20 protein-coding genes are annotated in these 19,259 nt (G+C 63.4%); 7 read left to right on the top strand and 13 right to left on the bottom strand.

Annotated features, from left to right (window positions below):
* Nucleotides 1-233: 233 nt before the first annotated feature.
* The 3 genes from HWE04_RS21745 to HWE04_RS21755 all read right to left on the bottom strand — a co-directional run bounded on the left by HWE04_RS21745 (nt 234) and on the right by HWE04_RS21755 (nt 3,574).
* Complete coding sequence (locus HWE04_RS21745; protein ID WP_241813691.1) at nt 234-1,172, bottom strand: delta(1)-pyrroline-2-carboxylate reductase family protein; 939 nt, start codon at nt 1,170-1,172, stop codon at nt 234-236.
* A gap of 25 nt (nt 1,173-1,197) precedes the next feature.
* Nucleotides 1,198-2,208 (bottom strand): trans-3-hydroxy-L-proline dehydratase, encoded by a 1,011-nt coding sequence (gene lhpH / locus HWE04_RS21750; protein ID WP_241813692.1) that lies wholly within the window; start codon nt 2,206-2,208, stop codon nt 1,198-1,200.
* Nucleotides 2,209-2,437: 229 nt separating this feature from the next.
* Nucleotides 2,438-3,574, bottom strand: coding sequence for a branched-chain amino acid ABC transporter substrate-binding protein (locus HWE04_RS21755; protein ID WP_077234943.1), 1,137 nt, complete (start codon nt 3,572-3,574; stop codon nt 2,438-2,440).
* 371 nt (nt 3,575-3,945) lie between these two features.
* Here HWE04_RS21755 and HWE04_RS21760 point away from each other — a divergent pair, with 371 nt between their 5' ends.
* Complete coding sequence (locus tag HWE04_RS21760; protein ID WP_006464875.1) at nt 3,946-4,410, top strand: Lrp/AsnC ligand binding domain-containing protein; 465 nt, start codon at nt 3,946-3,948, stop codon at nt 4,408-4,410.
* Between the two features lie 41 nt (nt 4,411-4,451).
* Here the strand turns inward: HWE04_RS21760 and HWE04_RS21765 are convergent, their stop codons facing one another.
* Complete coding sequence (locus HWE04_RS21765; protein WP_241813693.1) at nt 4,452-5,438, bottom strand: AraC family transcriptional regulator; 987 nt, start codon at nt 5,436-5,438, stop codon at nt 4,452-4,454.
* A gap of 168 nt (nt 5,439-5,606) precedes the next feature.
* Here HWE04_RS21765 and HWE04_RS21770 point away from each other — a divergent pair, with 168 nt between their 5' ends.
* Nucleotides 5,607-6,140: a carboxymuconolactone decarboxylase family protein gene (locus tag HWE04_RS21770; RefSeq protein ID WP_182993487.1), complete on the top strand. Its 534-nt coding sequence runs from the start codon at nt 5,607-5,609 to the stop codon at nt 6,138-6,140.
* Nucleotides 6,141-6,310: 170 nt separating this feature from the next.
* Here HWE04_RS21770 and HWE04_RS21775 read toward each other — a convergent pair whose 3' ends face one another.
* The 7 genes from HWE04_RS21775 to gpmA all read right to left on the bottom strand — a co-directional run bounded on the left by HWE04_RS21775 (nt 6,311) and on the right by gpmA (nt 14,811).
* A complete protein-coding gene (locus HWE04_RS21775; RefSeq protein WP_241813694.1) occupies nt 6,311-8,377 on the bottom strand; it encodes a TonB-dependent receptor in 2,067 nt (688 codons plus the stop codon).
* Between the two features lie 185 nt (nt 8,378-8,562).
* Complete coding sequence (locus HWE04_RS21780) at nt 8,563-8,958, bottom strand: hypothetical protein (protein ID WP_006464879.1); 396 nt, start codon at nt 8,956-8,958, stop codon at nt 8,563-8,565.
* Nucleotides 8,959-9,316: 358 nt separating this feature from the next.
* The gene (gene dksA, locus HWE04_RS21785) at nt 9,317-9,802 is read right to left on the bottom strand and encodes an RNA polymerase-binding protein DksA (RefSeq protein WP_174616797.1); all 486 of its coding nucleotides are present in this window, start codon (nt 9,800-9,802) and stop codon (nt 9,317-9,319) included.
* A 411-nt stretch (nt 9,803-10,213) separates the two neighbouring features.
* The gene (locus tag HWE04_RS21790; RefSeq protein WP_241813695.1) at nt 10,214-10,969 is read right to left on the bottom strand and encodes a HesA/MoeB/ThiF family protein; all 756 of its coding nucleotides are present in this window, start codon (nt 10,967-10,969) and stop codon (nt 10,214-10,216) included.
* Between the two features lie 78 nt (nt 10,970-11,047).
* Nucleotides 11,048-12,544, bottom strand: a complete 1,497-nt coding sequence (locus tag HWE04_RS21795) for a S41 family peptidase (protein WP_006464883.1) — start codon at nt 12,542-12,544, stop codon at nt 11,048-11,050.
* A 3-nt stretch (nt 12,545-12,547) separates the two neighbouring features.
* The gene (locus HWE04_RS21800) at nt 12,548-13,948 is read right to left on the bottom strand and encodes a murein hydrolase activator EnvC family protein (protein WP_241813703.1); all 1,401 of its coding nucleotides are present in this window, start codon (nt 13,946-13,948) and stop codon (nt 12,548-12,550) included.
* Nucleotides 13,949-14,064: 116 nt separating this feature from the next.
* Entirely contained in the window at nt 14,065-14,811 is a 747-nt protein-coding gene (gpmA, locus tag HWE04_RS21805; RefSeq protein WP_006464885.1) for a 2,3-diphosphoglycerate-dependent phosphoglycerate mutase, read from the bottom strand.
* 154 nt (nt 14,812-14,965) lie between these two features.
* Between gpmA and HWE04_RS21810 the strand changes: the two genes are divergently transcribed.
* The 5 genes from HWE04_RS21810 (at nt 14,966) to HWE04_RS21830 (ending at nt 17,779) form a co-directional block, all read left to right on the top strand.
* On the top strand, nt 14,966-15,379 hold the full coding sequence (locus HWE04_RS21810; RefSeq protein WP_006464886.1) for a rhodanese-like domain-containing protein: 414 nt from the start codon (nt 14,966-14,968) through the stop codon (nt 15,377-15,379).
* On the top strand, nt 15,376-15,636 hold the full coding sequence (gene grxC / locus HWE04_RS21815) for a glutaredoxin 3 (protein ID WP_006464887.1): 261 nt from the start codon (nt 15,376-15,378) through the stop codon (nt 15,634-15,636). The genes HWE04_RS21810 and grxC overlap by 4 nt, the downstream gene beginning before the upstream one ends.
* A 51-nt stretch (nt 15,637-15,687) precedes the next feature.
* Nucleotides 15,688-16,182, top strand: a complete 495-nt coding sequence (secB, locus tag HWE04_RS21820; RefSeq protein WP_006464888.1) for a protein-export chaperone SecB — start codon at nt 15,688-15,690, stop codon at nt 16,180-16,182.
* 131 nt (nt 16,183-16,313) lie between these two features.
* On the top strand, nt 16,314-16,763 hold the full coding sequence (locus tag HWE04_RS21825; protein WP_006464889.1) for an SH3 domain-containing protein: 450 nt from the start codon (nt 16,314-16,316) through the stop codon (nt 16,761-16,763).
* Nucleotides 16,764-16,774: 11 nt separating this feature from the next.
* Nucleotides 16,775-17,779, top strand: coding sequence for an NAD(P)H-dependent glycerol-3-phosphate dehydrogenase (locus tag HWE04_RS21830; protein WP_241813696.1), 1,005 nt, complete (start codon nt 16,775-16,777; stop codon nt 17,777-17,779).
* Between the two features lie 130 nt (nt 17,780-17,909).
* On the opposite strand, the gene HWE04_RS21835 is transcribed toward HWE04_RS21830, so the two are convergent.
* Both HWE04_RS21835 and HWE04_RS21840 read right to left on the bottom strand, forming a co-directional pair.
* Entirely contained in the window at nt 17,910-18,164 is a 255-nt protein-coding gene (locus HWE04_RS21835; protein ID WP_006464891.1) for a hypothetical protein, read from the bottom strand.
* Nucleotides 18,165-18,602: 438 nt separating this feature from the next.
* Nucleotides 18,603-19,193: a GNAT family N-acetyltransferase gene (locus tag HWE04_RS21840; protein WP_241813697.1), complete on the bottom strand. Its 591-nt coding sequence runs from the start codon at nt 19,191-19,193 to the stop codon at nt 18,603-18,605.
* Nucleotides 19,194-19,259 lie beyond the last annotated feature (66 nt).

Below are 19,259 nucleotides of genomic sequence, written 5' to 3' on the forward strand. Positions count from 1 at the left end.
TAGCCCAGGGCGATCAGTGCGTACATGCTGCCTAGCACCAATCCGTTGATGATCTGCTGGATGAAAATGTCCATGAAACGGTGTCTCCTTGTGGAGGATGATTTATATGAAAAACTGCAAAAGGGGAATGCGAAAAAAAGACGAAAAAAAGAGGAACAACAGCCGCAAGGAAAACCGCAATCGCATAAAACCGTAAATTATTTATCAAATTTCCTGCGATTGCACGTTCAGTTTCAGAGCCCCAAGGTTTGACGCATCACGCGCGCGGCAGCCAGGTCCCAGGACGCCTGGCCCACGGTCTTGAACACCGGCAGTGCCCCGTCCTTGTGCAGCGTGGCGACCGGCGCCTTGTCGGCCAGCACGTCGGCGATACCCACCACCTGCGCCCAATCGACCTTGGCCTGGATCAGATCACCCGCCTCGTGGTGCGATCCGGGCAGGTCATCGACGACGATGCGACGGGCATGCAACAGCGTGGCCGGGAACTCCACCATGTCAGGCTTGAAGGCCCCCACGCCAATGGCCAGGGTATCCGCTGCGATCCCTTCGGGGATCACCGCCACACGCGAGGTGGTCATGGCGATCACCACGTCGGTGCGCGGTAATTCCTCTTGCAACATCCGTGCCGGGAGCGGACTGGCCACGGCCTGCGGATGACGTTCGCTGATAGCGCGGCAAAAAGCCTGGGTGCGTTCGAGGTCGCGTGCGGCGACCCAGAATTGCGATACGCCGAAATACTCGACCAGGGCATCGGCGTGGGCGGCGGCCTGGGCACCGGTGCCGATCAGCAGTGCCGATTGCGGCTTGCGCGGCAACAGGGTGCGTATGCCCAGCATGCTCATGGCGGCGGTGCGACGGCCCGTGACGGTGGGACCATCCATGAGCGCCAGGCGGCGGCCGGTATGGGTGTCGAAGGCGATGACCTCGCCCTGGATCGCGGGCAGGTGATGGCGCGCATTGTCGGCGTGGACGGTGATCAGCTTGGTCACCGAGAGGTCCTCGGCAATGGCCGGCATGCCCAGCAGGACGCTGGCGGCATCGATGGGAACGACCTGGCGTTCGGGCGCGCGGATGGCGCCGCTGGCCAGTTCCTGCGCGGCGCGTGCCAGGGCATCGACCAGGGCCGCATAGGGCAGCGCCTGGGCGCTCTGGTGGGGATCGAGGATGTGCATGGAAGTCCTGTCTCGAAGGGGGCGCTCAGCGCAGGAAGAAGCCGGTCGGGAAGGGATCGGACTCTTCCAGCACCCATTGGTTGGTGCTCATGATGTGGGCGTGGCCGCTGACTTCGGTGAGTGCGCCATCGAAGTCGCCGACCTTGGTGGCGGCAGTCACGCGCACGCCGAAATTGCTGCCGACGATGCTGCCGTTGACGTAGCCCTGGTTCAGCGCCAGCTGTCCGCGCAGGAACAGTTGGGCGGCGCGGCCGGAGGTACCGGTGCCGGTGGGCGAGCGGTCCACCTCGCGGTCGGCGAAGATGCAGACATTGGATTGATCGGCACCGGGGAAATTGGGTTCGCTGTCGATGATGGTGCCATACAGTGTATTCAGGCCGGGCTCCAGCGGATGCTGGATGGCGACCTTGGCGATGACGGCGGCCTTGGTCTCGGCGCCCAGCTGGATCAGCTGGCGCACCAGTTCGGGCTTGACGGTCAGGCCGGCCTGGGCGGCGTTGATGTAGTAGTAGAAGGCGCCGCCGAAGACGATGTCACCGGTGACCTTGCCAAAGCTGGGGGTCTGCACCTCGACATCGCGACGATAGAGGAAGGCCGGCACGTTGTTGAAGCTGACCTTGCCGGCACGCACACCGTCCCACTCGACGAAGGCTTCGATGAAGCCGGCCGGGGCATCGAAGCAGATGCGGGTCTGCGGCTGCGTGCGCTCGACGTAACCCATTTCTACCAGCACCTTGCCCAGGGCGATGATGCCGTGGCCGCACATGTCGCTATAGCCTTCGTTGTGGATGAAGATGACGCCGAAGTCGGCACCGGCGGTGACCGGCGGCAGCAGGTAGGCGCCATACATGTCGGCGTGGCCGCGCGGCTCGTTCATGAGGAAACAGCGCAGGTCGTCGCGGTGTTCGCGCAGCCAGGCGCGCTGCTGCAGGATGGTGCCGGCGGGGATCTTGGGCAGGCCGGAGACGACGATGCGCAGCGGTTCGCCGCCGGTGTGGGCATCGATGGTCTGGACGGTACGGGTGTAGCTGAGCATGTGACTTCCTTCCGGGTATGCTGCGCGCCGCCAAAGGCACAGCCTAACACTGTGCCGCGCCGGTCGGCGGAACAGGCTGCCGTGCAGGCGCAAGCGGGTACGACAAACCGCTCCCGAGCCGGCCTGGGCCGGCGGGAAGCGGGGATGTACAACTCTGGAGCGGGGTAGGGGACGCCTGGCGCGCCGCCCGCAAAAGCGGGCGGCTGGATCAGGCCGTCTGGCGGACCGATCAGTAGCTGGTCAGGGGGACCGGCAGGCCGTCCTTGAAGCGATAGACGGTCACGGGCGATTGCTTCAGGTCGTGGTTGGCGTCGAAGTCGTACTGACCGGCCACGCCCTTGTAGCTGATCTTGGCCAGGGCCGGGCCGAAGGCCTTGGGCTCGATGGAGTTGGCCTGCTTCATGGCCTGGGCGATCAGCATCATGCCGTCATAGAACGAGACCGCATAGGTTTCGGCAGGACGGCTGTACTTCTTCTGGTAGTCGTCGGCGAAGATCTTGCCGTCCTTGGCCTTGTCCAGCATGGTGCCGCCTTGGGTACAGTAGACGGTCTCGCCAATGGCGTCGCCACCCAGACGACCCATTTCCGGCGAGCAGATGCCGTCGCCGCCCATCAGGGGGACGTCGATGCCCAGTTGCTTCATCTGGCGCTTGATCGGGCCGCCTTGCGGAGCATAACCACCGAGGAACACGGCGTCGGGCTTCTTGCCCTTGATCGAGGTCAGGATGGCGGTGAAGTCGGTGGCCTTGTCGTTGGTGAAGTCCTTGCTGACCACTTCGATGCCGTTGGCCTTGGCGACCTTGGCGAATTCCTCGGCCAGGCCCTGGCCGTAGGCGGTGCGGTCATCGATCACGGCCACGCGCTTGAGCTTGAGCTCCTTGGCTGCGTACAGGGCCATCTTGCCGCCCAGTTGGCTGTCGCTGGCGGCCACGCGGAACAGGGTGGCGAAACCTTGCTGGGTGATCTTGGGGTTGGAGGCGACGGTGGCCACCACGATGCCGGCATCGTTGTAGACGCGCGAGGCGGGGATGGTCACGCCCGAGTTGTAGGGACCGACGATGGCCTTGACACCCTGGTCAGCCAGCTTCTGTGCCACGGCCACGCCCTGCTTGGGATCGGCCTGGTCGTCTTCGGCGATGACTTCGAACTTGATCTTCTTGCCGCCCACGGTGATGGGTTGCGCATTCAGACGCTCGACTGCCATCATCAGACCGCCCTGGTTGTCCTTGCCGGCTGATGCCTGGGGACCGGTCAGGGGGCTGGAGAAACCGATCTTCACGACCTGCGCTTCTTGCGCCATGGCGAAGGCGGGGATCAGCGCCAGCGAGGCTGCGATGATGTTGAGTCCGGAGACGCGCTTGAACATGGGGTGTTTCCTCTCTTCTAGAAAGTCAGACTGCGGTTGGTGATTGCATTGAAAACGCTGGAAAAGCAGGATTTGCGCCACCCCGCGCCTTGTGGGCGCGGGCGATGCAATTCCGTTGATGCTGTACTTTCTGCGAATACAGGGGTAAGCGCAGGCAAGCCCTGGCAAAACAAAACTCGTCAACACTCTGGCCGAGATACTGCTGTCATCCGCGCAGAAGGCCGTTTCCGGCGCTTCATGCCCGCATTACGTTGTGTTTTTTATGAGGGAGGATTCTATTGACTCTTCCTTGATATTAGGCGCGTTTATTCCCTTTATAATCAGAATAAAATTCACTCTAAATTTTTTTAACTGAATAAAGTTCAGAAACCATGGCCGGACTCGACAAGATCAGCAAGAAAATTCTGGCGGAGCTGCAAAACGACGGTCGCATCAGCAACGTCGATCTCGCCGCCCGTGTGAACCTGTCGCCGGCAGCCTGCCTGGAACGGGTGCGCAAGCTGCAGGAGGCAGGCTATATCCTGGGTTTTGCGGCGCAGTTGAATCCGGAATTGCTCGATGTGTCGCTGCTGGTGTTCATCGAGGTGGTGCTGGACCGCACCACGCCGGATGTCTTCGCCGAGTTCAAGAAGAGCGTGCAGAGCATTCCCGAGATCATGGAATGCCACATGGTGGCGGGCGGCTTCGACTATCTGGTCAAGTCGCGGGTCAAGGACATGAATGCCTATCGAGAATTCCTGGGCAAGTCGCTGCTGCAGCTCAAAGGCGTGCGCGAGACGCATACCTATGCGGTGATGGAAGAGGTGAAGAACACCATCCGCCTGCCGATCCGCTGAATCCCTCCGCCCCTCCGCCGCCCCTCCTCCTCCCCCCTGCGCTAGCCCCTGCCCTCTTCTCCCGCCGCCTCTGCGGCCCTGCTCCTGCGCCGGTAGGCACCCGGCCCGAGTCCGCTGTATTTCTTGAAGACGCGATTGAAGGCCGCTTCCGACTGATAACCCACTGCTTCGCCGATCTGTGCCGTGCCCATTTTGCTGTAGCTCAAGAGGCGGGCGGCGCGCGCCATGCGCAACTGCAGCAGAACCTCACCGGGTGTGGTGCCGCCCACTTCCTGGAAGCGTCGCACGAAGGTGGCACGTGACATGTGGCACAGGCCGGCCAGGCGCGGCAGCGGCCAGTCCTCCTGGGGTGATTCCAGCATGGCCTGCATCGCGCTCTGCAAGACCGGATGCGCCAGCAGCGCCAGCAAACCCGGTTGCGGACCGCCCCGTGCCAGCCAGGCGCGCAGGGCCAGGCCGAACAGGGCCGCTGCCAGCCCGGCCACCACGGCCTGGGCGCCCGAGCGCAGTTCGCCCTGTCCATCGGCGCCGCCGCATTCGTTGCGCAACAGCGTGGCAAGCGTGCGCAGGCCATCGCCTTCGGGCAGTTCGGCGCTGCGCACCAGCAGCAGCTCGGGCAGGGCCTGCATCAGAGCGTTGGAATGCGGGGCCTCGAAATGAAATTGTCCACAGAGGAAATCGGAGAGAGGCTGGCTGCCTCCGCCCTGGTCATCGTTGACATGCAGCGTGACCGGCGCCGCCGTGCTGCCCAGGCGCACAGGACTGGCCTGGGTGGCAGGGGTGGCGGGAGCGATGGAGAGATGGTGGGCGGCGCCACGGGTGAGGATCACCAGGTCGCCGGCCTGCAGGGTCAGGGCTTCGCTATCGGGCAGCTGCAGTTGGGCCTGCCCTTCCAGGATGAAGTGATACGGGGCCACCCCGGTGGGCAAGGCCGGATTGGGCAGGTCCCAGGGCTGGCCGAAGCGGCAGCGGATATCCAGCCCGGCTCGCACGGGGTGGAGAGAGAGGAGACGACTGAGCGCGTCCATCGGCGGATTCCTTCAACGAATTCAGGGTGGTTGAGTTTTTTGAGCAATTTTAAGTCATTTTCAAGCATTCATAATTTCAATCTACAGGCCTACAGTACATCCATGCGCAACACGGCACTCACGGCAATCCCGCCAACGCCGGCGCTAACCTCTCACAGGAGAACTGTCATGCCCCGTCTTACCACTTCCCCCGTTACCGAAGCCACCGGCCAGGCCGCCCAACTGTTTGCCGCCATCAAGTCGGCTGTCGGCATGGTGCCCAATGCCTACGCCGGCATCGGCTCGCTCAGCCCAGTCGCCCTGGAATCGGCCCTGCATCTGGATGGCGCTCTGCGCAAGAGCAGCCTGTCGGCCCAGGAAATCGAAGCCATCAAGCTGGCCGTGAGCGAAAAGGCCGGTTGCGATTACTGCCTGGCGGCGCACTCGCTGATGGGCAAGAAGGTCGGTCTGTCGGCCCAGGCCATCCAGGGCGTGCGCCACGGCCAGGCCTCCGGCGACGACAAGCTGGACGTGCTGGCCGATTTCGCCCGCCTGCTGGTGGGCAGCAGCGGCACCGTCGAGGCCGACGTGGTGGCGCGCGTGCGTGCTGTCTATAGCGATGCGCAGATCGTCGATACCCTGCTGGCCGTGACTGCGATCACCTTCACCAACCTGTTCAACCGTGTGAACGACACCGTTCTGGACTTCCCGCCGGCACCGTGATGCGGCCATGCAGTTGATCCAGCGCGCCCCGACCCGGGGCGCAAAAAAAGCCCGGCGCCTCCTTGCGGAGACGGCCGGGCAAGCCGCGCTGGCGGGAGGCGCAGTCTCCCGCTCGCACTGGAGGGGCCAGCGGATCCGGGTCCGCTGGCCTGTCGGTCGTGGATCAGCGATCAGAAGGCGCTGCGCACCCCCACGATGAAGTTGCGGCCACCCAGTGGCACCGATTCACGCAGCACCGAGGTGGACAGGCGGATGTCCTGGTTCAGGAGATTGCGCGCCAGGGCGAACCAGGTCAGCTTCACGCCATTGAGGCGCTGGGTATAGGACAGGTTGGCGTCCAGCTGGGTATAGGACGGGGTCTCGTAGTTTTCGAAGGAGGCCAGGCGATCCTGCTTCTGGGCGCGCAACACCTTCACGCCGCTGGCCCAGGGGCCGGTCTTGTAGGCCATCTCGACGCCATAGCGGGTGGCCGGCTGCAGGGGCAGGTTGCCGAGGCTATCGAGGGTGCCACGCGAGGTGTCGGCAAAGACCCGGCTGGAGAGGCCTTCGCCGTTCCAGTTGTAGCTGACCTCGGCTTCCACGCCACGGATGGTGGCGTCGGCCTGCGACCAGAAGCGCTGGGTGAATTCGCCGGTGGGATCTGCAGCACCGCTGTCATCGACCTGGCCGTTGGTACGGCCGTAGATGTAGTTGTTGACCTTGTTGCGGAAGACATTGCCCTTCCAGCGCACCAGGCCTTCGGTCTTCTGCAGGCTCAGTTCGATGTTGTGTGAAGTTTCCTTCTTCAGCTGGTTATCGCCGATGTCGAAGGTGGCGGTCGATTCGTGCGGGCCGTTGGAGTACAGCTCTTCCACCGTCGGTGCGCGTTGGGCGAACGAATAGGTCAGGCCCAGGCCATAGCCCGGCTGGAAGCTCCACAGGGCACCGGTGGACCAGGACAGCAGGCTGAAGTCCCGTCCTGGCAGGCCGCTGCCACTGTCGGGACTGCGCTTGACACTCTCGCCGCGCAGGCCGCCGCTGACCAGCACCTGGCCGAACTGGCGTTCTTCGACCAGGAAGCCGGCAAACGAGGTGGAACGGGTCGGCGGAGTCAGTTCGGCCGCGCCGGTGTCGGCCGACAGGGCCGAGTAATTGCTCTGCTCGGTCTGTATGCCGAAGGTACCGTGCCAACCGGCCAGCGGTGCGTGGGTCAACTCCCAGCGGGTCTGCAGGGCGCGGTTGGCAAACACCGTGGCGGGGGTGCCATCCTGCTCCTTTTCGATATGGGTGTAATCGGTATAACCCATGCGGAAGCGGAATTTCTCGATGCCGGCAAACGGGTTGTTGACGACGGTGTCGAGGTCGTAGCGGTTCTGGTGCAGGTCGATGAAGGACATTTCATCGGTGGGGATGCCGTAGTGATCATCCAGGGTTGCCGCCGACAGGCCGATATAGCCCCAGTTGGCGACGTAGGAAATGCCGGCCCCCAGGCTGGTCTCGTGGGTGAAGGAATTGGGCAGGCGACCGGAGGCGCTGGCGGTATCGCCCTGGCGCGCATTGCCGGGGATCTTGTAGTTGTCGGTGTCGCGATAGTTGCCGTCCAGGTGCAGGCCGATCTGGCCGGCCGAGGTGTCCAGCGAGAAGGAGCTGTTCTTTTCGCCGTCCACGGTGCCGTAGCGGGCTTCGACGGTGCCGGTGGGCTTGCCCACCAGTTCGGTCGGGATGCGGTCATTGACCACGTTGACCAGGCCGCCGATGGCGCCCGAACCGTACAGCAGCGCGGCCGGGCCACGCAGGATTTCGATCTGGCGCGCAGTGGCGGCTTCGGTGGCGACGGCGTGGTCGTTGGAGACGGTGGAAACATCGGAGACGCCCATGCCGTTCTGCAGGATCATCACGCGCGGGCCTTCCATGCCGCGGATGATGGGACGCGATGCACCGGCGCCGAAGGCCGAGGCCGACACGCCCAGTTCGCCGGAGAGGGTGTCGCCCAGGGAGTTGCCGAGCTTGTTGCGCAGTTCGTCGCCGGTGATCACCTTGGCGGGCGCGAGCACCTGCACGTCTTCCTGTGATGCGAAGGGGGTGGCGGTGACGACGATGGGTTGCAGGGGCGCTGGTGCGGGCGCAGCCGGCGGGGTGGAGGCCAGCGCGGCGGAGTCAGTGGTGGTCGCAGAGGTGGTCTGGGCCGTAGCGGACATGGACCAGGCAGCCAGGGCGGTGAGGACGGCCGAAGCAATGAGTTGGCGTTGGAAAGCCATTGTGAATTCCTTGTTTTGCGCGAGGCGCTGCCTGTCCTGTTCTGGTGGAGACAGGCGGCGCGGATACACCGGCCGTCAGCACGCGCCCGTACGCAGGCGCCTCGTCAGGGACGAGGGCGCGCGGCATACGGAGGCGCGAGGGACAACCGGCAACCAGTCAGATGGGTCTTGCGAGGGGAAGGAATTCAGCGCGGCGGGGCGCGGGAGGAGAAATGGCAGTTGAGCGGGGCGTCCCACGAGGAGAACGCCAGCCACAGGGCCAGCACGCGTAGCGGCGGCAACAGCGGCAAGGGAGGGAAACTGAAATGGACACCGGCCGACAGGGCTGCGGCATCGTAGGCGACGCAGGAGTGATGCAGGTCGTGGGCATGGGGACCGTGCACATGCGCATCCTGACCGGTACTGACCGAGGCCGGCTCGGCTTCGTCGAAGAGGGCGTCGCTGATCAGCGAGTGCACCGTGCCCGGTGCCCAGCCCGCGTGCGCGATGCCGTGGACAAACCCCAGCATCTGCGCGAACAGCAACGACATCGCCAGCATGGCAATGACGGTGAAGCTACGCAGGGAACGCAGTCGGTTCATGGAACGGATCGGCAAGTGGACGACAGGGCTGCAAACACACGCAACACAAAACAGGGCAGAGGCGGGCAGACCAGTGCAATACGGATGACGCAACAGCTTCGACCGCGTTTGCAGCTTTTGCAGCTTTTTCAGGGGCTACTGACGATGAACTGAAGGTACTGACATCGAACACCCTGCAATGCCGCTCAACATGCAGTACTACCGGTGGTCTTTAAATTCGGATATGAAGGATTCTACCCCGTGGCTCATAGCTGGCCAGTCCGAAAAACCGGGGTCAATGATCCTGCACCGGCAACACGGGCTGCCGGCGCCATGCCTGGCCGCGTCGCGGCACAGGCTTCATCCTGCGGGGCGGGGATCAGTCGCCGTAGAGCTTCTGCTTCAACTCGCGGCGTTGCTGCGCTTCCAGCGACAGGGTCGCGGTCGGGCGCGCCAGCAGACGCGGGATGCCGATCGGTTCGCCGGTCTCTTCGCACCATCCGTACTCGCCGTTGTCGATGGACACGATGGACTGCTGCACCTTCTTGAGCAGCTTGCGTTCACGGTCACGGGTACGCAGTTCGAGGGCGTGTTCTTCCTCGATGGTGGCGCGGTCGGCCGGATCCGGCACCAGCACGGTTTCGCGCAGGTGTTCGGTGGTTTCATCCGCGTTCTTGAGCAGATCCTTTTCCAGCTGCTGGAGACGGGCCTTGAAGAAAGCAAGCTGCGCTTCGTTCATGTAGTCCTTCTCGTCCATCTTGAGGATTTCTTCCTCGGTCAGCAACTGCGCTGCAGGGGTAGTTTTGGGAGTCTTGGTTGCCACTTCGCTTACTTTCAATACTACGGGTTTTTCAACTATATCCATTATCCCGGCTGATACTTGGCTGCCGGAACAGGTCGCTTTTGAATCCACTTCCCTAGCCGCGTGGGCACCTCTTCGATTGACGTTGACGCTCGGTGGGGCCGTTGCGGGATCTCCGGGCTGGCCTGCAGGCCGATGGCGTACGCTTTTTCGCGGTCAAGGATTGTACACCAACGATTCCGGATGCCAAGCCTCGGGCACAACAGGATCCTGACCTCGGGCAGCGACGCGCCGGCGGCGCGGTGGTTCATGGAGCGGTTCATGACTCCCCTTTGACGGGCAAGGCGGGGCGGGCTGATCGCGCTTATGAATTATGGTCGTTCCGAACATCAGCCTGGCTTGATGCCGCGTAGCAATTGCATTGCAACATCCAACCGAGTTTATACCAGAAGACCGGGCAGCAAGCTACGGCGCTCAGTCGTGCCGCTGCGCGCAGACCGGGCACTGGTGGTCGCGGCCCACGGTGATCGAGGTCCATTCCATCTCGCGGGCGTCCAGCAGCAGCAGGCGCCCGGCCAGGGAGCGACCGATGCCGGCCAGCAGCTTGATGGCCTCGGCCGCCTGCATGGTGCCGATGATGCCGACCAGCGGCGAGAACACGCCCATGGTGGAACATTGCACTTCCTCGAACTCGCGCTCGGGCGGAAACAGGCAGGCATAGCAGGGGGCCTTTTCCTGGCGGCTGTCGAAGACGCTGACCTGGCCGTCGAAGCGGATCGCCGCGCCCGAGACCAGCGGCACACCGGCCGCCACGCAGGCGCGGTTGACGGCGTGACGGGTGGCGAAGTTGTCGCTGCAGTCCAGCACCACATCGGCATCGACCACCAGCGCCTGCAGGCGCTCGCCTTCGACCCGCTCGGCCAGTGCCGTGACCTGCACACCGGGGTTGATCTGCTGCAGCGCCTCGCGGCCGGAGTCCACCTTGGGCTGGCCGACGCGCGCGGTGGTGTGCATGATCTGTCGCTGCAGGTTGGTCAGGTCCACCGTGTCATGGTCGACCAGGGTGATATGGCCCACGCCGGCCGAAGCCAGATACATGGCCGCCGGCGAGCCCAGCCCGCCGGCGCCGATCATCAGGGCATGCCCCTGCAGCAGCCGGGTCTGGCCCTCGATGTCGATCTCGTCGAGCAGGATGTGGCGCGAATAGCGCAGCAGCTGTTGGTCATCCATGGTCAGGTCGTGTCTCGTTCCAGTAATGAAAAAGGGCCGCTAGCTAGCGGCCCGGTGTGCCAGCCCGAGGGCGGCGGATTACTTGGTGGTGTCGATCTTCTCGGCCGGCGCCTTGTTGTCCTTGCGCTCGTCCTTGACCGGGGTGGCGTTCTTGCCCTCTTCGTTGCGCACTTCCGGCTTGGCATTGGAGACCTTCACCGGCAAGCCCTTGAGGTGGTTCAGGGCTTGTCCCAGCTGGAAGTCGTCCTTGCTGCCGAATTCCAGCGGCTTGCGCTTCTTCTCGGCGGCGATCAGGCGTTCTTCCGACTGCTCGTCCAGGGCTTGCGCCTTCACTTCGGCCGACTTGTCGGTGTCGTTGGAGAGGTGCTTGGACAGGTCGGCTTCACGCAGACGCAGGCCGTTCAGGCCATCGCCATCGGGGAATTCGTCCACCATGATGTCCGGCACGATGCCACGGGCCTGGATGGAACGACCCTTGGGCGTGTAGTAGCGGGCGGTGGTCAGCTTGACGGCGGTGTTCTTTTCCGGCGGCAGGGCGATCACCGACTGCACCGAACCCTTGCCGAAGGACTGGGTACCCATGATGGTGGCGCGCTTGTAATCCTGCAGGGCGCCGGCCACGATTTCGGAAGCCGAGGCCGAGCCGCTGTTGATCAGGACCACCATCGGCACCTTCTTGATGGCATCCGGCAGGCGCGACAGCGGGTCCGACAGCGGGTTGGCGGCGTAGTATTCGCGCTTGGCATAGAACGTCTGCTTGGAGCTGGGCAGCTGGCCGTTGGTGGACACCACCACCGAATCCTTGGGCAGGAAGGCTGCAGCCACGCCGATGGCGCCCGGCAGCACGCCGCCCGGATCGTTGCGCAGGTCCAGCACGATGCCCTTCAGGTTGGGTTCCTGGGCGTAGATGGCGGCCAGCTTCTTGGACATGTCGTCCACCGTCGGCTCCTGGAACTGGGTCACGCGCAGCCAGGCGTAACCGGGTTCGATGACCTTGGACTTGACGCTCTGCACGCGGATCTCCTGACGGGTGATGGTCAGGATGATGGGCTTGTCTTCTTCCTTGCGGGCGATGGTCAGGGTGATCTTGGTGTTGGGTTCGCCGCGCATCTTCTTGACGGCTTCGTCCAGGGTCAGGCCCTTGACCGGGGTGCTGTCCAGGCGGGTGATCAGGTCACCGGCCTTGATCCCGGCGCGGAAGGCCGGCGAATCCTCGATCGGGGAGATGACCTTGACGTAGCCGTCTTCCATGCCGACTTCGATACCCAGGCCGACGAACTTGCCCATGGTGCCTTCGCGCAGTTCCTTGTAGGCCTTCTTGTCCAGATAGGCGGAGTGCGGATCAAGCGAGGCGACCATGCCGGAAATGGCTTCGGTCAGCAGCTTCTTGTCGTCGACCTGCTCGACGTAATCCGACTTGATGAGGCCGAATACGTCGGCCATCTGGCGCAGCTCCTCCAGGGGCAGCGACGCCGTTGCATTCTTCTGCGCGATGGCGTCGAACTGAATCATCGCGGTGGCGCCTGCCACCATGCCCAACCCGATCAAACCGATATTCTTGAGTTTGCTGCCCATGTGTCACCTAGTAGTTACCCACCCCAGTGGGTCGAATGCGCGGCCTTGATACCGCATTTCAAAGTATAAACCCGATTGCTCGTTACCGCCGCTGTTGCCTGCAGTAGCAATAGTGTCGCCCGCTTTTACCACATCGCCGGCACGTTTGAGCACCGACTGGTTGTTGCCATAAATCGTCATGTACTGATTGCCGTGATCCACGATGATCAGGTTGCCGAAGCCGCGCAACCAGTCCGCGAAGACCACCCGGCCGGCCGCCACGGCGCGCACTTCCGAGCCTTCGTGGGCGCGGATGAACAGGCCCCGGCTGGTCGGTCCGTCACCCCGGCGACTGCCGAATTTCGATGTCAGGTCACCCTTGACCGGCAGGTGCAGCTGGCCGCGCAGGCTGGCGAAGGGCTTGCCGAAATTGTCCGACTGCGGCTCGGGCAGGGTGTCGTTGCGCGCCAGGGTGGTGCTTTGCGGCGGTTCGTCATCGTCGATGGCGTCGGCCGGGTCGGGCTGCTTCGGTACCGGCTTGCCCTCCCTGGCGGCCCGTGCCGCTTCGGCGGCGCGCTCGGCCGCCCGGGCACGCTGTTCAGCCAGCCGCTTCTCGCGTTCGGCCCTGGCTTTGGCCAATTGTTCCTGGCGCCGCTTTTCGCGGGCTTCGGCTTCGGCCTTTTTCTGCTGTTCGATGATCTGCGCCAGCTTGTCCACCAGACTGGAGAGGCGCTGCTGGTCCTGCTCGATGCGACCGACCTCCTGGCGCTGGGCATTGAGCTTGGTGGAGAGTTGCGACAACAGGGTCTGGCGACGGCCCTTTTCGCGCTCCAGGACCTTCTTCTGTTCCAGTTCTTCCTGGGCGATTTCTTCCAGTTCGTACTTGGCGTTCTGGGTGTCGGCCTTGTTGGCGCGGATGGCCTGCTGGTTGGCGCGCAGGGTTTCGATCAACCTGGCCTGGGCCTGGGAGACATAGCCCATGTACTGCAATTCACGGTTGATGCGATTGGGGTTGTCCCCGGAGAGCAGCAACTTGATGCGATCTTCATTACCGGCCACGTACTGCTCGCGCAGCAGCCTGGAAAGCTGGGCCTGCTGGGCGTTGACCAGGGCGGTGAGCTCATTGAGCTGCTTGACCAGTTGTGCCAGGCGGGACTCGGTTTCCTGCTGTTCCTGGGCCAGGTCGCGCAGGGAACGATTGGCCTTGGAGATGGCCTGTTCGGAGACGGCCAGCGCGTCGGCGGCGTTGTCCTTGGCGGTTTCGGTCTGGTCGATGTCGCGCTTGAGGCTGGTCAGGCGCTGCTGCAGGTCGGCCCGTTCCTTCTCGGCGGCCTGCTTTTGCCTGGTCCGTTCGGTGATCGGCTGGGCCTGGGCTGCAGACAGTGCCAGCCACAGGCACGCCAATCCGGCCAGTGCGTGGACCAGCGGGCGCAAACGTCCCCGCAGCGCGTCGGCCAACAGGTCGGAGCGCGCCGGTGCTGTGCACTTGCCGGGAACGGGCGCGGCCAGTGCGGCCGGCGCCTTGCTGGAGAAACGCAGTTTTATTTCGACTTCCCTTGATTGGCCACGGCCTTGAGTGCTGCCTCGATGGCGGACTGGTCACCCAGGTAGTAGCTCTTGATGGGCTTCAGGTCGGCGTCCAGCTCATAGACCAGCGGCTGGCCGTTGGGGATGTTCAGGCCGACGATGTCGTTGTCGCTGATGCCGTCGAGGTACTTGATCAGGGCGCGCAGGCTGTTGCCGTGGGCGGAGATGATGATCTGCTTGCCGGCGCGGATGGCCGGGGCGATGGAGTCGTTCCAGGCCGGCAGCACGCGGGCCACGGTGTCCTTCAGGCATTCGGTCAGCGGCACCTGTTCGCGCGAGAGGCCGGCGTAGCGGGCGTCGCCGAAGGCATCGCGCTCTTCGCCCGGGGTCAGCGGGTTGGGCGGGGTATCGTAGCTGCGACGCCAGACCAGCACCTGCTCGTCGCCATACTGGGCGGCGGTCTCGGCCTTGTTCAGACCTTGCAGGGCGCCGTAGTGGCGTTCGTTCAGGCGCCAGTCGTTCTTGATGGGGATGTACATCTGGTCCATTTCATCCAGCGTGGTCCAGAGGGTGCGGATGGCGCGCTTCAACACCGAGGTATAGGCCAGGTCGAAGGAGAAACCGGCTTCCTTGAGCAGCTTGCCGGCCTGACGGGCTTCGGCCACGCCTTTTTCGGTGAGGTCGACATCGACCCAGCCGGTGAAGCGGTTGGCCAGGTTCCAGGTCGATTCGCCGTGGCGCATGAATACGATTTTGTACATAGCGGGACTAGTTTTGATGATGGAGAAAGCGGTGCGGTTGCCCCAAGGTCGACTACGCGAGACCGGGTGCAGACCTTAGACTGTTCGGTCCGGATGCAAACCACGAATGCTTCTATTTTATAATGCCGGGATTCAGTAAACTCATTGGACTGCCGTGAAATTCATCATCGACAATATTTTCCTGATCGCCCTGGCCTTGGTCTCCGGCGGTACCCTGCTGGTTCCCTACCTGCAACAGCGCGGCAACAAGCTCAGCCTGCTGCAGGCCACGCAGATGCTCAACCAGGGCAAGGTGCTGGTGCTGGACGTGCGTGAACCGGAACAATTCGCCGCCGGCCACCTGCGCGAAGCCCGCAATATCCCCCTGAAGGAGTTGCCGCAGCGCATCGGCGAACTGGACAAGATGAAGGGCCGTCCGGTCATCGTGGTCTGCAAGAACGGCACCCAGGCCAATCGCGCCGAGGGTTCGCTCAAGAAAGCCGGTTTTACCGAGGTCTACGGCCTGCATGGCGGCATCGACGCCTGGCAGGGCCAGGGCCTGCCGCTGACCACCAAGGAGGCAAAATGAGCGCCCCGGTCACGATGTACTGCACCGCCGTATGCCCGTATTGCATGATGGCCGAGCGCTTGCTCGCCAGCAAGGGGATCACGCAGATCGACAAGATCCGCGTGGACCTCGAACCTCAACAGCGCGAGCTGATGATGCAAAAGACCGGCCGCCGCACCGTGCCACAGATCTATATCGGCGACACCCATGTCGGCGGATTTGACGATCTGAACGCAATGGACCGCGCCGGCAAGCTGGACCCGCTGCTGCAAGCCTGACGCCAGGGCAGCAAACCTCCCCTATCGATTCACCGAACCTGAAAGAGATCCATGTCGGAACAGAACCAAGAAGCCCAAGAGCAACCCGTTTTCCAGATCCAGCGCGTCTACCTGAAGGATCTGTCGCTGGAACAGCCGAATTCGCCGGCCATCTTCCTCGAACAGGAAGCCCCCTCGATCGAAGTGTCGGTGGACGTCGGTGCCGAGGCGCTGGCTGAAGGCGTCTTCGAATCGACCGTGACCATCACCGTGACCGCCAAGGTCAAGGACAAGGTCGCCTTCCTGGTCGAGGGCAAGCAAGCCGGCATCTTCGAGATCCGCAACGTGCCCGCCGAACAGCTGGACCCGCTGCTGGGCATCGGCTGCCCCAACATCATCTACCCGTACCTGCGCGCCAACATCGCCGACGCCATCACCCGCGCCGGTTTCCCGCCGGTGCACCTGGCCGAGATCAACTTCGAGGTGTTCTACCAGCAGCGCCTGCAGGCGCTGGCCGAGCAGCAAGGCGCGACCCTGGTCAACAACGGCTCCACCGCCGTCAACTGATCCGGTTTCACCATCCTGCTTTCAGCACTTGTCCGCCTGCCGGACGGCCGCATCCCCTGCGGCCTGCCGGCACGACACCAAGCCGCCGCAGCCCACGCTGCGGCGCTTTCCCTTCCGCGGAGACTTTCTCAATGAAACGCCTGTCCCTGATTCTTTCCGCCACCCTGCTCGGCGCCTTCATGGCCAAGGATGCCCTGGCCTTGGACTTCAAGTCGGTCGGTGCGGCCCCCGCCATCATGTACGACGCCCCTTCCGAGAAAGGTCGTCGCGTCTACGTTGCGCCGCGTGGCATGCCGGTGGAAGTGGTCTTGACCTATGGCGAATGGAGCAAGGTCAGGGATGCCGCCGGAACCCTTTCCTGGGTCCAGTCCAAGACCCTCACGCCCAAGCGCATGCTGGTGGTGTCGGCGACCAACGCCCGCGTCTTCAATGCGGCCGATGAAAGCAGCCCGGTGGTCTTCAGCGCCGACAAGTCGGTGCTGCTGGAAATGCTGGAGAGCCCCAACAACGGCTGGGTCAAGGTGCGCCATCGCGATGGCCAGAGCGGCTTCGTGAAGGCCGGCGACGTCTGGGGCGACTGAACGGACCTGCCATGAAGATCACCATTCTGGGCGCCGGCGCATGGGGAACCGCGCTGGCCATCCCGCTGGCGCGCAAGCATCAGGTCGTGCTGTGGGGCCGTAATGCCCAGGCCATGCAGGAAGCCGACCAGCAGCGCGAAAACCGCCTCTACCTGCCCGGATTTGCACTGCCGCCGGAGCTGCAGGTCGGTTCCGATTTCGACACCGCCGTACAGCACGTCTGCGCCGACCCGGCCGAGTCGCTGCTGATCGCCGCTTCGTCGGTCTCCGGCCTGCGTGAACTGGCGGGCCATCTGCGCCATCACGCGATTCCCAACCTGGTCTGGCTGTGCAAGGGGCTGGAAGAAGGTACGCGCCTGTTGCCGCATCAGGTTGTGCAGGAGGTCTTGGGCAGCGACCTGCCGGCCGGCGTGCTGTCGGGGCCGTCCTTTGCGCAGGAAGTGGCGCGCGGCCTGCCTTGCGCGCTGACCATCGCCGGTGCCGACGCTGCCCTGTGCGAGCGCGTGGTCAGGGCCGTACATGGCAACAATATCCGCATCTATTCCAGCGATGACCTGGTGGGGGTGGAGATTGGTGGTGCGGTCAAGAACATCCTGGCCATCGCCACGGGCGTGGCCGATGGCCTGCAACTGGGATTGAATGCCCGCGCTGCGCTGATCACCCGCGGTCTGGCAGAAATCACCCGGCTGGGGGTGGCGCTAGGCGGGCGTCCCGAGACCTTCATGGGACTCTCGGGCGTGGGTGACCTGATCCTGACCTGCACCGGCGACCTCTCCCGCAACCGTCGCGTGGGGCTGGGGCTGGCGCAGAACAAGAAGCTGGAAGATATCGTGACCGAGCTGGGTCACGTTGCCGAAGGCGTGCGCTGTGCACAGGCGGTGCGCGCACTGGCACGCGAAAAAGGCATCGATATGCCGATCACCGATGCGGTGGCGGCGGCCCTGTTCGATGGCGTGTCGGTGCAGGAAATGGTTGCCCGGCTGCTGGCACGGGACCCGCGCGAGGAAAATCTCTAGGCCTGGACCTCCAGGCTTGGCCCCCGGGGCTGCGTGACGAAAATTCAGAAAACCTCACGCCAGCAGCCCATGCTGGAGAAAATGACAGCCGGAGCAGACCTGCCTCCGGCTGTTTTTCATTGTGCAGGCATCAACGCGCGATGATGTCGCTTTCCATCTTGGGACGTTTGAAGCGCTGGGGCGAACCGCCCTCCAGCGCGTCATCCATCTGCTTGGAGATCTTGTCGTAACGCGCGTTGCAATCATCGTCCTGATGTACCGCCTCGGCACCCTTGAGGCGCTTGGCCAGGCGGGAAGTACGCGCTTCCCCGCCCATGACGTATTGTTGGGCGGCGCGGCCGGCGTGGTTATTGTTCGTGGTCTTGTTGCGTTGTATGGCTTGCATCGTATTTCCTCTTACGTCGCTGACGCTCAACGTTCTCCCGTCCTGAGTTTTTTTCGGGAGAACACGCAGCGCCCCGGAAGATGTTGCTTGCTGCCTGATTCCGGGAAACTGCTCCAGATACACAAAGCGCTACGTTTCTTGACAGCGCTTTAGCTATGTAACGCCCGAGCAGCGATTTGGAATACGTGAAAAGTCAGTATTTTGTCAGCCAAATCGAAATTACTTCACGACAATCTTTTCATGCGGCCCCGCAAAAACGGCGCAAACCCGCAGCCATCAAGGCTGACAGCGCTGTCAGAATGGACCGGATTGTGCAGGTTTTCTGACCAAAGACTGATCAAAAATTTTGTTGCGAAACGTATCTTTATTTCAGTTCAGACGACGAAAAAGCGACAGAAAATTACCTGCCGGCATTTTTATCGGGGGATGCGACAGGGGTCAGGTATGCACCGGTACCGGCCGTCCCAGGTCGCTTGGGACCAGTGAAAAGACGGTGGCATCGCGTGGCTCGCCATGAAAGACCAGGCGATTGCGGGCCAGGCATTCCAGCGTCGCCCCGGTTTTCTCCGCGACCCGCTGGCTGCGCAGATTGCCGGCCTGGGCCACGATCTCCAGGCGGGTGAGGCCGGTCTTGGCAAAGGCGAAGGCGGCCGCGGCCCGGGCCGCCACGGCGGCGATGCCGCGGCCGGTATAACCTTCACGGATCCAATAGCCCAGGTTGGCCATCTGGTTCAGCTGGCTGACCTGATTGACGGCAACCGACCCGATCACCAGGCCATTGGTGCGATCGATGATGTTGAAGTCATAGGCAGCATGGACCTGCCATTGCTCGATGGCGCGCTGCAGGAACAGCTTGGCGTCGACCAGGCTGTAATCCGGGGTGCACCAGGCCTCCCACTGACTGATCGCCTGCATCGATTGGCGCACGGCGTCGAACAATGCCGGCGCTTCGCGCAAACCCAGGGGGCGTACTTCGATGGCCCGGTCGCAATAGATGATCTGCCGTTCGCGGTCGATGGGGTGGAGCATGCTTGCCAGGGTTACCCAGGGTGAAAAGTGTGAGTGATCTTACCGAAGCCGGCCATGGCTTGGAAA

Source organism: Herbaspirillum sp. C7C2 (assembly GCF_022627865.1).
Classification (GTDB): domain Bacteria; phylum Pseudomonadota; class Gammaproteobacteria; order Burkholderiales; family Burkholderiaceae_D; genus Herbaspirillum; species Herbaspirillum frisingense.

Coding starts and splice junctions, on each gene's coding strand:
- HWE04_RS21825 (WP_006464889.1), top strand. CDS start 16,314: ATGAAACGCCTGTCCCTGATTCTTTCCGCCACCCTGCTCGGCGCCTTC.
- HWE04_RS21795 (WP_006464883.1), bottom strand. CDS start 12,544: ATGGGCAGCAAACTCAAGAATATCGGTTTGATCGGGTTGGGCATGGTG.
- grxC (WP_006464887.1), top strand. CDS start 15,376: ATGAGCGCCCCGGTCACGATGTACTGCACCGCCGTATGCCCGTATTGC.
- HWE04_RS21755 (WP_077234943.1), bottom strand. CDS start 3,574: ATGTTCAAGCGCGTCTCCGGACTCAACATCATCGCAGCCTCGCTGGCG.
- HWE04_RS21745 (WP_241813691.1), bottom strand. CDS start 1,172: ATGCACATCCTCGATCCCCACCAGAGCGCCCAGGCGCTGCCCTATGCG.
- HWE04_RS21790 (WP_241813695.1), bottom strand. CDS start 10,969: ATGGATGACCAACAGCTGCTGCGCTATTCGCGCCACATCCTGCTCGAC.
- secB (WP_006464888.1), top strand. CDS start 15,688: ATGTCGGAACAGAACCAAGAAGCCCAAGAGCAACCCGTTTTCCAGATC.
- HWE04_RS21780 (WP_006464879.1), bottom strand. CDS start 8,958: ATGAACCGACTGCGTTCCCTGCGTAGCTTCACCGTCATTGCCATGCTG.
- HWE04_RS21840 (WP_241813697.1), bottom strand. CDS start 19,193: ATGCTCCACCCCATCGACCGCGAACGGCAGATCATCTATTGCGACCGG.
- HWE04_RS21770 (WP_182993487.1), top strand. CDS start 5,607: ATGCCCCGTCTTACCACTTCCCCCGTTACCGAAGCCACCGGCCAGGCC.
- lhpH (WP_241813692.1), bottom strand. CDS start 2,208: ATGCTCAGCTACACCCGTACCGTCCAGACCATCGATGCCCACACCGGC.
- HWE04_RS21835 (WP_006464891.1), bottom strand. CDS start 18,164: ATGCAAGCCATACAACGCAACAAGACCACGAACAATAACCACGCCGGC.
- dksA (WP_174616797.1), bottom strand. CDS start 9,802: ATGGATATAGTTGAAAAACCCGTAGTATTGAAAGTAAGCGAAGTGGCA.
- HWE04_RS21760 (WP_006464875.1), top strand. CDS start 3,946: ATGGCCGGACTCGACAAGATCAGCAAGAAAATTCTGGCGGAGCTGCAA.
- HWE04_RS21775 (WP_241813694.1), bottom strand. CDS start 8,377: ATGGCTTTCCAACGCCAACTCATTGCTTCGGCCGTCCTCACCGCCCTG.
- HWE04_RS21830 (WP_241813696.1), top strand. CDS start 16,775: ATGAAGATCACCATTCTGGGCGCCGGCGCATGGGGAACCGCGCTGGCC.
- gpmA (WP_006464885.1), bottom strand. CDS start 14,811: ATGTACAAAATCGTATTCATGCGCCACGGCGAATCGACCTGGAACCTG.
- HWE04_RS21765 (WP_241813693.1), bottom strand. CDS start 5,438: ATGGACGCGCTCAGTCGTCTCCTCTCTCTCCACCCCGTGCGAGCCGGG.